Source organism: Klebsiella sp. KP20-425-1 (genome assembly GCF_025813515.1).
GTDB classification, from domain to species: domain Bacteria; phylum Pseudomonadota; class Gammaproteobacteria; order Enterobacterales; family Enterobacteriaceae; genus Klebsiella; species Klebsiella pneumoniae.
The window spans coordinates 1863292-1875561 of sequence record NZ_CP109614.1 but is presented as its reverse complement, the minus strand read 5'-3'; the positions used below and the strand labels follow the sequence as shown (position 1 = coordinate 1875561).

Here is a 12270-nt window from a genome sequence, read left to right as displayed (position 1 = left end):
AGGAGGCCAGATGCCTTATACCCATCTGCTGGTTGCCGTCGCGCCAACGCCGGAGAGTCAGGTATTAATTAAAAAAGCGGTGTCGATAGCCCGCCCCGTTAACGCGAAAGTGAGCTTAATCACTCTCGCTACGGATCCGGAGCTGTATAACCAGTTCGCCGCACCGATGATGGAAAATCTGCGCGAAGTGATGCAGGAAGAGACGCGGGAGTTTCTCAATGAGCTGGCTCGCCACGCGGACTACCCAATAGAAAGAATGACCATCGCCTGCGGCGAGCTAGGCCATCATATTAAGGACTTCTGCCGGTCACACCGTGTTGATCTGGTGATCTGCGGCAATCACAACCATTCCCTCTTCTCACGCGCCACCTGCTCGGCGAAAAATATCGTCGGCAGCTGCGGCGTTGATGTCCTGTTGGTTTCCCTTGAAAAGGGCTAACGCCGGTTAGCCCTTTTCCTGAACTAGGCCAGTTTAGGGAAGGTGGCTATCTTCCCCCGCAGACGGCTCTCCTCGCTGCGCGGTGAAATATGCTGCAGATCCTCGACAAAGCGCGCCTGCCAGTTATGAATATCATTTTCTCTGATCACGTCCAGCATCGCTGAATGACGGGCGATACGTTCCGCCAGCGGCATGCTGAGCGCGCGATCCAGCGCGGCGGCAACCTCGTCGCGATCGTAAGGATTGACGATCAGGGCGCTGGTCAGCTCCTGCGCCGCCCCGGCAAACTGCGACAGGACCAGTACGCCAGGGTTATCCGGATCCTGCGCCGCGACGTACTCCTTCGCCACCAGATTCATACCATCGCGTAGCGGCGTCACCAGCCCGACGTCAGAGTAGCGGAAGACCTTCATCAGCAGCTTACGATCAAAATGCTGATTCAGATAGTAGAGCGGTGTCCAGCCAAGCTGACCAAACTGTCCGTTGATGCGTCCGGCTGCGGTTTCCAGCTGGTGGCGGATATCCTGATAGGCCTGCACATCGCCGCGGGAGGTCGGCGCGATCTGGGTATAACGGATTTTGCCGTGGTGCTGAGGGTACTTCTCGAGCAGCGTCTCGTAGGCGAGGAATCGCTCCGGCAACCCTTTCGAATAGTCAAGACGCTCCACGGAGAAGATATTCTTCACATTTTTCAGCTCGTTCTTCAGCTGGGCCAGCTTCGGCGGCAGCGGACCTTTAGCGTTGCGCGTAATTTCGTCCGGATCGATCCCTATCGGATAAACCTCGGTACTGAACGCCTTACCCCATGCCTGATAGCGTTTATCGCCGAGGTCGGATAGGCGAGTCTGCATAGCAATGCTGTCGAGAAAAGCGGTTCTGTCGCTTTCGGTCTGGAAGCCCAGCAGATCGTAATCGCACAGTTGCTCCAGCAGCTCAGCGTGCGGCGGCAGAGCGTTAAAAATCTCCGGCGTCGGGAACGGAATATGTAAGAAAAACCCGATGCGATTGTTCACCCCGCGCTTGCGCAGCTCGCTGGCGAAGGGCAGAAGATGGTAATCATGGATCCACAGCGTATCGTCTGGCTCAATCAGCGGCAGAAGCTTGTCCGCCAGCATGGCGTTAACCCGCAGATATCCCTCCCAGGCTTCGCGCTGAAAGCTGACCAGATCAAGGCGATAGTGGAAAGCCGGCCACAGCACGGCGTTAGAGAACTGGTTGTAGTATTCATCATGGTCCCGTTCATTAAGGTTGAACGACGCCCAGGAAATATTCCCGCGGGAGACCTGCTTGAGCGGCTGCTGGTCATCGCCAATCTCGCCGCTCCAGCCAAACCACAGACCCCCCGCCGCTCTCAGTGCCCCCAGGATGCCGACGGCCAGACCGCCAGCGCTCGATTTTTTATCGTCCGGTAAGGCGATACGGTTAGAGACTACGACTAAACGACTCATGGTCATCCCTCCTTTCGGTTTGCGCGTCATACGCCAGATGTTGCAACCACGTCCTTACAGCGGCGGCATCCGCCAACCGCCAGTGCGCCTGAGTTTCCCCGGCGCCAACTTTTACCGACATTCCCTGCAGTTGATTAACGACGCTGAATCCCGCCTCGTCGGTCAAATCATCGCCGACAAAAACCGGTTCGCGGCCGGCGAATGGCGCCTCCTGCATGAACGCGGTAATCGCCTCCCCTTTGTTGACGCCGCGGGGTTTAATCTCCACCACGCACTTGCCAAGCTGTAACGCCAGCAGCGGATAGCGCTGAACAATCCGCTGCGCCAGCTCCAGCACGGCGCTCTGCTGCTGCGGGGCCTGGCGATAGTGGAGCGCGAAAGCCATCTCTTTACTCTCCAGCTCACATCCCGGGAGCGCTTCCAGCGCCGACGTCAGCTCAGCCGCGATCTCATCGCGCAGCGCTGTCGGCAGAGAGACGATGTAGGTTTTACCATTGATATCACGGCGCTCGGCCCCGTGAACGCCGGCCAGCGGTAGCCGCCAGGGATGGGTTAGCGCGTCAAGTTCAGCCATTGAGCGCCCTGAAATCAATGCCACCGCGCCCCCCTGCTGCTGAGCCAGCGCATTGAGCGCCTGCAGCGTGCTGTCGGGTATCACCACCTGATCGGGGTGCGGCTGGATATCGGCAAGAGTACCGTCGAGGTCAAAGAAAAAAGCGTAGTTTCCGGTTAGCGCAGGCGGTACAGATATCTGGTTATCCACCCTGTTTCCTCCTTATCATGGCCAGCCGAAGCTGGTTGTTAATTATATGTGAGCCATGTAAGTATAGACAGTGTGACCAACCTCGCCATTTTTGATAGTTACCGCCAGCGAAACGGGCGCTGGCGGCAATTACTCTGTAAACTAAAAAGTTCGGTTTAAATTCAGGCCGCACGTTTGGCTTTTTGTTTGTAGCGGTCGAAGATCACCGCCGCCAGCAGGATCACCCCGCGCACGACGTATTGTGAGAATGGCGAGATATTCAGCAGGTTCATCGCATTTTCCACGGTTCCGAGGATCAGGATCCCGGCCACCACGTAGGAGATCTTGCCGATCCCGCCCTTCAGCGACACCCCGCCCAGCACGCAGGCCGAAATAACAATCAGCTCATAGCCAATCGAGGTCATCGGCTGGCCGCTGGTCATGCGCGACGCCAGAATGATCCCCGCTGCGGCAGATACCAGACCGGAGAGCACAAAGATAATAATCTTGGTGCGCACCACCGGGACGCCGGCCAGGCGCGCCGCCTCTTCATTGCCGCCAATAGCCAGCGTATTACGGCCAAAGGTGGTTTTGTTTAGTAATAATCCGAAAACCACCAGGCAGGCGACGGTCAGCCAGATCGGCGCCGGCAAACCAAACCAATTGGCGTAGCCGAGGGTGAAGAAACGTTCATCTTCGATCCCCACCGCTTTGCCGTCGGAGATAATATAGGCCAGGCCGCGGACAATCTGCATGGTGGCCAGCGTGGTGATCAGCGCGTTGATCTTAAGGCGCGCAATGACAAAGCCGTTAACCAGGCCACTAAGCGCCCCCAGCAACAGGCCTGCGGCGATCCCCAGCCACAGGCTTTCGCTGAGATTAATCACCACCGCGGTGGTGACCCCGGCGCAGGCGATAACCGACGCCACCGACAGGTCAAAATCGCCGGAGGCCAGGCAAAACAGCATGCCGCAGGCCACCATCCCGGACATCGAGATCGCCAGCCCCAGCCCTTTCATATTGACGAATGAAGCAAAGTTGGGCACAAAAATCACACAGCCGATAAACAGCACCGCAAACACCACCAGCATGCCAAACTGATCCCAGATGCGGGCAAAGCTAAAGGTTGAGCGGGTAGCCCCGGACGTAGTCACTGATGACATCATTTACTCCTTACTCAGGCGACAGCCTGGCTCACTGTTGGCATCGCAAGGCTTAACGCCTGCTGTTCATTGGCTTCTTCATGCAGCAGTTCGCCGGCGATTTGTCCTTCGCGCATCACCACGATGCGGTCAGCGACGCCCAGCACTTCCGGCAGGTCGCTGGAGGCAAACACCACGGCGACACCGGAGGCGGCGAGGCCATAGATCACATTGTAAATTTCATGTTTGGCGCCGACGTCGATGCCGCGGGTTGGCTCATCAAGCAGGATCACCTTCATCTCTTCCGACAGCCAGCGGCCAAGGATCGCTTTCTGCTGGTTGCCGCCCGACAGGTTCATAATCAGCTGTTCCGGGCCCGGCGTTTTAATATTCAGCGACTGGATATGTTGATCGGCGTTGTCCGCCTCCCAGGCGTTGTTGATCAGGCAGCCAGCGTGAATATGCTTGCGCCGGGCGCTGATATTGATGTTATCGCGCACGGAATGCACCGGAATAATCCCCTCCGCTTTACGATCCTCCGGGCACAGCATCATCCCGGCCTGGATGGCCTGGGCCGGTTTGCGAATGGAGACGGGCTGGCCATCGATATACACCTGACCGCCGGTTATCTGCGTGCCGCCAAACAGGCCTTTCATTAGTTCGCTGCGCCCGGCACCCACCAGTCCGAACAAACCGACAATTTCACCGCTGCGCACCGAGAGACTAACCGGCGTGCGCACGCCCGGCGCTTTGACCTCCTCCAGGCGCAGCCGCTCCTCGCCATAGGGGCGAGGCTTCCAGCCATAAATATCGCCCAGATTGCGGCCTACCATTGCCTGGACCAGGGCGTCGTGGCTGACGCTCGGCATATCGTCAAAGGTGCAAACGTAGCGGCCATCTTTAAAGACGGTGATGGCATCGCTGAGGGCAAAAATCTCTTCCATCCGGTGTGAAACATAGATGATGACCCTTCCCTCCTCCCGCAACTCGCGGATGACGCGAAACAGGTTGTCGATCTCTCTGGCGGAGAGCGAGCTGGTCGGCTCATCGAACGCGATAATCTTGGCGTTACGCGCCAGCGCTTTGGCAATCTCCACCATCTGCCATTGACCAATGGAGAGATATTTCAGCGGCGTCTCCGGGTCGATATCCAGACCCAGATGCTCCAGCTGCAGGCGGGCCTCATAGTTGAGCAGCGAGCGATTGACGATGCCGCCTCTGTGCGGCAGCTGACCGAGATAGATATTTTCGGCGACGGTCATCTCCGGGATCAGATGCAGCTCCTGGTAGATAATTGCCACGCCGGCGTTCAGCGCCTCCATGGTATTGGCGAATGCCATCTGCTGGCCGCCGATCTGCAAATGGCCCGCGGTCGGGATATAGTTGCCGCTGAGAATTTTCAACAGCGTCGATTTGCCTGCGCCATTTTCGCCCATCAGCGCGTGGATCTGTCCCGGGTAGCAGTCAAAACTGATATCGGACAAGGCCTTTACGCCAGGGAACGTCATGGTGATGCCGCGAAATGAGAGATAAGGGGTAGACTGTTGCATAACGACTCCGCTCTTCTGCACTCAGCCCCCGCGCCGCGGCGGGGGCCAGTTTAATCAGGCTGTTACAGCCCTTTTTTCGCCAGCTCTTCTTTGAAGTTATCGCGGGTAATCAGCACCACATCGGTCACCGCCGTGAACTTCGGCGGCTCGACGCCCTTGGTGACCCAGTTGTAGAGCATTTCGCTGGTTTTGTAGCCGTGGATATCCGGGCTTGGCAGCAGAGAGCCATAGAAGCCGGTCGGCTGCGCCTTCGACAGTTCGTTGACGGCATCCACGCCGTTGATGCCGATGCCAATCACATCGGGAGCTTTAAAGCCCTGACCTTCGGTCGCGCGCACGCCGCCGAGGACGGTGTTGTCGTTCATCCCGACGATCAGCCAGTGTTTAACCTGCGGATGCTGGACCAGCATCGAGTTACCGGCGTCGAACGCTCCCGGGATATCGTTGGATTTTGTCGGCACGCGGTAGATTTGCGCGTCCGGGAAGCCGGCCGCCTTCAGGGCATCGATGGAGCCGGTGGTGCGACGGCGCGCGGTATCCAGCTCATCGGCGGTGATCGCCATTACGGCGGTGTCTTTGACATCCCAGCCGCGCTTTTGCATCTCTTTATAGAGTTCCTGCCCCTGACGGGCGCCAATTTCGCTCGCCGCCATCATCACCAGCGGTACGCTCTCCATCGGTTTGCCCTTCGCATTGACGAACTGGTCATCGACGGTAATCACCTTCATGTCATAGCCACGCGCTTTGGCGACAATCGCCGACCCGAGCTTGGGATCGGGGGTACAGATGACAAAGCCCTTCGCGCCGCTGGCCGCCAGGCTGTCAATGGCATTCAGGGTTTTCTCCCCATCCGGGACCGCAATTTTAATAACGTCAAAGCCTAAATCTTTTCCTGCTTTATCAGCAAATTTCCACTCAGTCTGAAACCATGGCTCTTCCGGCTGTTTCACCAGAAAACCCAGTTTAAGATTTTCCGCCATAGCTGATTGTGACATAACCGCAGCGAGACCAATGGCCGCCAGCGCTTTAGTAAATTTGTGCATGGTAAACTCCAGCTTTAATTCGCTTTCATGTAGGGAAAAATCGGAATTAACAATTTAATCGGCATCAAAACAAGGCATTAGAAAAATCGCATTCCCCACTGCCGTTGTTAGAGTAGTAATACCCGGAAATTATTTCTCCATACGAGAGCATTATCACATCGCGGAATTACAGTAATTGCGTACATACATTTAGCAAAAAATGACATAAAAAATGACACAATTGTCATACAATTTTACCGGGGCATAGCAGGATCATCTATACCATCAGCAGGCTTATCCTTGTGTTGTCAGAGGATGTTTAACGGTGGGTTACAGCACTGTTATCATCAGCGATTGACGGCGTTGCTACGGGCGATCGCCTGTGCGCCACTCAAATGGCAACCCACCTCGCACCGCTGAGCCACATGGCCCGCTTAATATCGCGAAAAAACGGATCTTTGGCGTAATTTATTCCGAAAAGAAAAAATATATTCCTCTTGATAAAAGCGCCTGCAACAAAAAATAAAAATAATGATCATCAACCTGAAACATTACTAATGAAATAACTTATTCCGTTCTCTTCTACGACGAATCTCGTAGTCAAATACTTATATCTTATAACCAATCTGAAACCAGCGAGCCCCTGCCAACGGCGCACAATCTCAGCCCTGGTAGTTTGCACAAATAATGGTGTAACAAAACGTAAATTACCGCGCTTGAGAGTTTTCTTAATTTCGTTGAGCGAGTATTCTTAAATCGTCGGCAAATGGAAAAAATACCCGACTCATACGGAATGTGTAGAGTTTTATTATTCTGCAACAGTGCCGCGTGTCACTATTTTATCTTGTAGTTATCCGCAGGATCCGCTGACGCGCACCAGTAACCCCTTCCCGGTTAATAAGGATATTTTTTATGGCAGTTCCAGGAATGGCACAAAAGCTAAACACCCAAATGAATCTTGAGTTTCACGCCTCTAACGTTTACCTAAACTTAAGTGAGTGGTGCGCCCGGCATCGCTTCGACGGCGCCGCGACGTTTCTGCGCACCCGCGCGCAAAGCAGCATCACCCTCACCATGCGCGTATTTGACTACCTGAAAAAAGCCGGCAGCTGGCCGATCGTCAATCCCGACCACGCCTGTAACCCTGAGTGCACCTCGCTGGAAGATCTGTTTACCCAAACCCTGAGCGATTACCAACAGCGCAGTCGTCTGCTGAGCGGTCTCGCTCAGGAAGCCAAAGCGCAAAGCGATGACAGTACCTGGCGGTTTCTCACGCTGTTGGCGGAAGAGCAGCAGCAGGATGGCCTGCTATTGCAAAGCGTGCTTGAGGAAATTCGTAATGCCGATAAAGCCGGTCTCGGGATGGAGCAGACCGATCGGCGTCTGATGGCTATCGTTGGAGAAGCGCAGAAAGCGCATTAATCAAGCCTTTATCGCTCTGCCAGGGGGAGCGCGTCTGCGCTGCCCCGCCCGGTTTATTAATCCATTACGTCTATTTTTTCTCCCCTATTATTCCTTTCAAGAATAAAAAAGTTTTAACTCGATCCCATTCCCTCATCACCGTTACCCCATAAGGGGGATTAGTGAGCGCGGTCACTTTTTGACGGACCATAAAGAAATATAAAAACAGTGTTTCAAAAATATAAAACACGAGGTTTATTTTTTATGGCTAGATACACGGCTTCAGCCTCTGAAGGGCTGCAGGGAAGACCGATCTTGTTACGCCATCAGTTAGCCTACGGCGGCGGAAATCTGTTAGGGAGCGGCGCACTGGCGATAAGCGGCGCATGGCTACTCTATTTTTATACGACCTTTTGCGGCCTGACGCTGATCGAGGCCTCATTTATCTTCTCCGTCGCCAGCATCATTGACGCTATCAGCAACCCGTTGATGGGCTATCTGACGGATAATTTTGGCAAAACGCGCCTGGGCAAGCGCTTCGGCCGCCGGCGTTTCTTTCTGCTAATCGGTATTCCGCTGATGATGTTCTACCCGCTGCTGTGGGTGGAAGGCCTGAGTTTCTGGTACTACCTTAGCACCTATGTGGTGTTTGAGATCATCTACACCTCTATCATGGTGCCTTATGAAACGCTGGCGACAGAGATGACCGATGATTTCTCACTGCGTTCAAAACTGACCGGCTATAAAGCTATCTTTGGTAAGCTGGCCAACTTCCTCGCGGCGTTTATTCCCGGCCAGTTCATTCTGCTGTATGGCAAAGATTCTGCCACCCCTTTCTTCCTCACCGGTCTGACCTATGGCGCGATCCTGATCGTCGCTATTTCCTGCCTGTGGTTGTGCAGCTGGGAGCGTGAGCGCGGGGAAGAGGTGGAAACCAGCGCGAAAAAAGGACTGCTGAGCACCCTGCTGTCGCTGGCGAAAGATATGCGTTCGACTTTTTATCTACGCGTATTCCGCAAACATCTTGGTATGTACCTGTGCGGCTTTGGCGCGGAATGGCTGTTTGCCTCCATCTTCACCTATTTCGTGATCTTCGTTCTACAACACGATCCAGCGATGGTGGCCGGGCTGAACAGCCTGAACTCGATTCTGCAGCTGATCTCTACGGCGCTGTTTATCGGCCTGTGCGTGAAAAAGGGCTTCAGCAAACCCTATATCCTGGCGCTGGGGATCGTGATTTTCGCGGTTCTGCTGTATACCTCGCTGTGGTTTTTCCATCTACCGTCCGGCCTGGCGACAGTGCTGATGTTCGGCATTACCGTGCTGTTCGGCCTGGGTACCGGCGGGGTTTACTATATACCCTGGACCGTTTACACCTTCCTGGCCGATGTCGATGAGATCTACACCGGACGCCGGCGGGAAGGGATCTATGCCGGCGCCATGACCTTCTCAGGAAAAATTCTGCGCTCGATTGTGGTGTTCTCGATGGGGGCGATCCTGAGCTTCTACGGTTTCCAGTCAAAAGCGCACAGCCAACCGGAAAGCGCGGTGACCGCTATCGCAGTGGTATTCTGCGTCGGGGTGATCGCATTAGCCCTGGCCGCCATCGTCTTCAGCAAGCAGATGAAGCTGGACCGGAAGGCCCATCTGGTGGTGCTGCAGGAAGTCGCGCGGATAAAAGCGGGCGGCAAAATTAGCGATATTGCGCCGGACGTGCGGGTTATCGTGGAGGATCTGGTCGGCCATCGCTACGAAGAGTGCTGGGGCAACAGCAAATTGTTCAAAGATGCTGCCCCTGCGCCTGCGCAGACCGTCGTTTCCCATTAAAGAAGAAGGCCCCGCCGGTATCCGGCGAGGCCTGGTATTAATGCGTTTCTTCCTGTGGAGTAAACTTCAGCTCAATCAACGCGATCGCTTTTTGCACCGCGCGAAGGGTCACCGGATCGGCAGAAGCCGGATGGCTGGCGAAGTCGATAGCTTTCAGCTGAGTGGTCATTTTTTCACGCACTTCCACCGGCGCAATGACGTCAATGACATCGAGGATCTGTTTGATAACCAGCTGGCAGGCAACCACATCGGATACCAGCTCGTCGTGTTCGGTAAGATGTTGAGACATTAATTACTCCTTTTTTCAGGAGCGTAATAGTACCCTAAATCGTTAACGATAATAAAACCTGCCGTCGCAGGTTTTTTTATCTACCCTACTGGCTGGCGGGTCGTCTCCTGCCGCTTTGCACAGGATCACACTCTTGATGGCAGTGACAACATGAATACCGCGATCTCTTCCCGCGATGAACGTGCTTTTTCAGCGCCGGCGCTGCTGGTGGCCGGTGCCTTTTTTATGGAGTTTCTCGACGGGACGGTGATCGCCACCGCCCTGCCCGATATGGCGAGGGATTTTGGCGTCACCGCGGTCGAACTGAATATCGGCATCAGCGCCTATCTGATTACCCTGGCGGTCCTGATCCCGGCCAGCGGCTGGATCGCCGATCGCTTCGGCGCCCGGGCTATTTTTACTCTCGCCCTGGCGATCTTTACCCTTGCCTCGGTCTTCTGCGGCCTCTCCACCGAGGTGCATATCTTTGTCGCCATGCGTATCCTTCAGGGAGTCGGCGGCGCGCTGATGGTCCCCGTTGGTCGCCTTGCGGTGCTACGCACCACGCCGAAACACCAGCTGATCAAGGCCATCGCCACCCTGACCTGGCCGGCGCTGGTGGCCCCCATTATCGGCCCGCCTTTGGGCGGCTTTATAACCCGCTACGCCAGCTGGCACTGGATCTTCTTTATCAATGTCCCGCTGGGCCTTGCCGCCATCATCCTTTCGCTGCGCATTATCCCTGATATTCGCGAAACGGAACGGCGCTCCTTCGATCTCAGCGGATTTATCACTACCTCGGTCGCGATGGTCAGTCTGGTGACCGCGATGGAGCGGCTCGGCGATCGCCAGCCGCAGATCTGGCCGACGCTGGCTCTCGCCGCGCTTGGCTTCGGCTGTCTGTTATATTCCATTCGTCATTTCCGCCGGGCGGCGGCGCCTATGGTTCGTCTCGACGCCCTGCAGGTGCCGACGTTCCGGGTGACAATGTACGGCGGCTCGTTGTTCCGGGCCTCCATCAGCGCGGTGCCTTTTCTGCTCCCCCTGCTGTTCCAGGTGGGATTCGGTATGGATCCTTTTCATTCCGGCCTGCTGGTGCTGGCGGTGTTTGTCGGTAATTTAACCATTAAACCCGCCACCACACCGCTCATTCGCTGGCTGGGCTTTCGTCGGCTACTGCTGATCAATGGCGCGTTGAACGTCTGTTCGCTGCTGGCTTGCGCGCTGCTTACGCCGCAGACGCCGGTCTGGGCCATCATGCTGATCCTTTATCTCGGCGGGGTGTTTCGCTCAATCCAGTTTACCGGTGTAAGCACGCTGGCCTTCGCCGATGTCCCCGCCGCGCAGATGAGTGATGCTAATACGCTGTTCAGTACCGCGTCGCAGCTGGCGGTAGGGCTGGGGATCACGCTCGGGGCGATTGGCATTCGCCTGGGCGAGCAGGTCGGCGACTGGCTGCATCTTACTGAACTACCGGGGATCAGCTTCCGCCTGTCGTTTGTGTTTATCGCCTTGATCTGTCTGGTAGGGATGATCGACAGCCTGCATCTGGCCAAAACGGCCGGCAGCAGCGTGTCGGAGAAGAAGAAATAGAAGAAAAAATAAACGACGGAAGGGCCAGCGGCGCTGGCCCTGATGACGGTTAAGCGACGATCTGGCGAACAAAGTCTTCGATTGCTTTATCCTGGCAGTTTTCGAAGAAGCACTGCTGGAAGCGTGGGCCGGAGACTGCGGTTTTCACCAGCTGCGGATCGATGGCGCGCAGGGTATCGAGGTAGTTCTCTTTTACTACTGCTGCTTTGACCTGGTTGAGGATCCCGGCATTGCGCACCTGCGGTTCTTTGCGCTCCGGCGGATAGCCTTCGCCGTTGCGGCCGGTAAAGGCTTTTTCAAAGATAAACCGCACATTCAGTTCGGCGCCCCAGCCGAAGCCTTTGGCAAACGGCAGCGACAGCGCATTACCGTTGTTGATCTGGGCAAACAGGAACGCATCCGCCGGATCGATACAGTAGCCGCAGACCACGCCCGGATGGATGTTCAGCGACATCAGCGCCCCCTGACCGGTACCGCAGCCGGTGACCACGAAGTCAACTGCTTTCGAATTCAGCAGAATACTGGCCATGATCCCAAGATGGATGTAGGTCAGATGATGATCGTTCTCATCGCTCATGCCGACGTTATAGACCGGGAATCCTTTTTCGTCGGCAACCGCGTTAAGCTCCTTGAGGATGATGGCGTTTTTGTTCGCCTGGCTGTTCTCCATCATCAGTGCAATCTTCATGGTTATTCTCCTGAATGCTGTGCGGGCCTGCCCGCAGAATGTCATTGGCGTTGACTGCACTTTACTACCTTGAAAACAAACTTTCAAATTTTATGAAAAGTTGTTTTAAAATTTACGCAGTGCTTCACACTTTCGCAGGCTCCCCCTGTC

Annotated in this window: 13 protein-coding genes; 5 read left to right on the top strand and 8 right to left on the bottom strand. The window is 55.5% G+C overall.

Features of this window, described 5'->3' with window-relative positions:
• Positions 1 to 10: 10 nt before the first annotated feature.
• On the top strand, positions 11 to 439 hold the full coding sequence (gene uspC / locus OHJ17_RS09125) for a universal stress protein UspC (protein WP_004175415.1): 429 nt from the start codon (positions 11 to 13) through the stop codon (positions 437 to 439).
• A gap of 23 nt (positions 440 to 462) precedes the next feature.
• Here uspC and otsA read toward each other — a convergent pair whose 3' ends face one another.
• From otsA to OHJ17_RS09100, 5 genes are all read right to left on the bottom strand, one after another.
• Positions 463 to 1887: an alpha,alpha-trehalose-phosphate synthase gene (gene otsA / locus OHJ17_RS09120; protein WP_004175414.1), complete on the bottom strand. Its 1425-nt coding sequence runs from the start codon at positions 1885 to 1887 to the stop codon at positions 463 to 465.
• Positions 1862 to 2650: a trehalose-phosphatase gene (gene otsB / locus OHJ17_RS09115; RefSeq protein WP_002911505.1), complete on the bottom strand. Its 789-nt coding sequence runs from the start codon at positions 2648 to 2650 to the stop codon at positions 1862 to 1864. Before otsB ends, otsA begins: the two co-directional genes overlap by 26 nt.
• Positions 2651 to 2811: 161 nt before the next feature.
• Positions 2812 to 3792 (bottom strand): L-arabinose ABC transporter permease AraH, encoded by a 981-nt coding sequence (araH, locus tag OHJ17_RS09110; RefSeq protein WP_002911507.1) that lies wholly within the window; start codon positions 3790 to 3792, stop codon positions 2812 to 2814.
• Between the two features lie 14 nt (positions 3793 to 3806).
• The gene (gene araG, locus OHJ17_RS09105; RefSeq protein ID WP_002911516.1) at positions 3807 to 5321 is read right to left on the bottom strand and encodes an L-arabinose ABC transporter ATP-binding protein AraG; all 1515 of its coding nucleotides are present in this window, start codon (positions 5319 to 5321) and stop codon (positions 3807 to 3809) included.
• 62 nt (positions 5322 to 5383) lie between these two features.
• Positions 5384 to 6364, bottom strand: a complete 981-nt coding sequence (locus tag OHJ17_RS09100) for an arabinose ABC transporter substrate-binding protein (RefSeq protein WP_002911518.1) — start codon at positions 6362 to 6364, stop codon at positions 5384 to 5386.
• Between the two features lie 361 nt (positions 6365 to 6725).
• Between OHJ17_RS09100 and OHJ17_RS09095 the strand changes: the two genes are divergently transcribed.
• Together OHJ17_RS09095 and OHJ17_RS09090 are read left to right on the top strand one after the other, a co-directional pair.
• On the top strand, positions 6726 to 6869 hold the full coding sequence (locus OHJ17_RS09095; protein ID WP_020956669.1) for a hypothetical protein: 144 nt from the start codon (positions 6726 to 6728) through the stop codon (positions 6867 to 6869).
• Between the two features lie 386 nt (positions 6870 to 7255).
• Entirely contained in the window at positions 7256 to 7765 is a 510-nt protein-coding gene (locus OHJ17_RS09090; protein WP_004175413.1) for a non-heme ferritin-like protein, read from the top strand.
• Between the two features lie 70 nt (positions 7766 to 7835).
• On the opposite strand, the gene OHJ17_RS09085 is transcribed toward OHJ17_RS09090, so the two are convergent.
• The gene (locus OHJ17_RS09085) at positions 7836 to 7994 is read right to left on the bottom strand and encodes a succinate dehydrogenase (protein ID WP_004148869.1); all 159 of its coding nucleotides are present in this window, start codon (positions 7992 to 7994) and stop codon (positions 7836 to 7838) included.
• Positions 7995 to 8059: 65 nt separating this feature from the next.
• Between OHJ17_RS09085 and OHJ17_RS09080 the strand changes: the two genes are divergently transcribed.
• A complete protein-coding gene (locus tag OHJ17_RS09080) occupies positions 8060 to 9571 on the top strand; it encodes an MFS transporter (protein ID WP_002911522.1) in 1512 nt (503 codons plus the stop codon).
• 37 nt (positions 9572 to 9608) lie between these two features.
• Here OHJ17_RS09080 and OHJ17_RS09075 read toward each other — a convergent pair whose 3' ends face one another.
• Complete coding sequence (locus tag OHJ17_RS09075; protein WP_002911524.1) at positions 9609 to 9860, bottom strand: DUF2766 family protein; 252 nt, start codon at positions 9858 to 9860, stop codon at positions 9609 to 9611.
• Between the two features lie 150 nt (positions 9861 to 10010).
• Between OHJ17_RS09075 and OHJ17_RS09070 the strand changes: the two genes are divergently transcribed.
• A complete protein-coding gene (locus OHJ17_RS09070; RefSeq protein ID WP_004148871.1) occupies positions 10011 to 11432 on the top strand; it encodes an MFS transporter in 1422 nt (473 codons plus the stop codon).
• Between the two features lie 49 nt (positions 11433 to 11481).
• Here OHJ17_RS09070 and OHJ17_RS09065 read toward each other — a convergent pair whose 3' ends face one another.
• Positions 11482 to 12120, bottom strand: a complete 639-nt coding sequence (locus OHJ17_RS09065; protein ID WP_002911528.1) for an RpiB/LacA/LacB family sugar-phosphate isomerase — start codon at positions 12118 to 12120, stop codon at positions 11482 to 11484.
• Positions 12121 to 12270: the final 150 nt, after the last annotated feature.

Excerpts from the sequence above, each read along its gene's own strand:
- araH (WP_002911507.1), bottom strand. The coding sequence starts at position 3,792 with ATGTCATCAGTGACTACGTCCGGGGCTACCCGCTCAACCTTTAGCTTT.
- OHJ17_RS09075 (WP_002911524.1), bottom strand. The coding sequence starts at position 9,860 with ATGTCTCAACATCTTACCGAACACGACGAGCTGGTATCCGATGTGGTT.
- OHJ17_RS09070 (WP_004148871.1), top strand. The coding sequence starts at position 10,011 with ATGAATACCGCGATCTCTTCCCGCGATGAACGTGCTTTTTCAGCGCCG.
- otsA (WP_004175414.1), bottom strand. The coding sequence starts at position 1,887 with ATGAGTCGTTTAGTCGTAGTCTCTAACCGTATCGCCTTACCGGACGAT.
- OHJ17_RS09065 (WP_002911528.1), bottom strand. The coding sequence starts at position 12,120 with ATGAAGATTGCACTGATGATGGAGAACAGCCAGGCGAACAAAAACGCC.
- araG (WP_002911516.1), bottom strand. The coding sequence starts at position 5,321 with ATGCAACAGTCTACCCCTTATCTCTCATTTCGCGGCATCACCATGACG.
- OHJ17_RS09100 (WP_002911518.1), bottom strand. The coding sequence starts at position 6,364 with ATGCACAAATTTACTAAAGCGCTGGCGGCCATTGGTCTCGCTGCGGTT.
- OHJ17_RS09090 (WP_004175413.1), top strand. The coding sequence starts at position 7,256 with ATGGCAGTTCCAGGAATGGCACAAAAGCTAAACACCCAAATGAATCTT.
- uspC (WP_004175415.1), top strand. The coding sequence starts at position 11 with ATGCCTTATACCCATCTGCTGGTTGCCGTCGCGCCAACGCCGGAGAGT.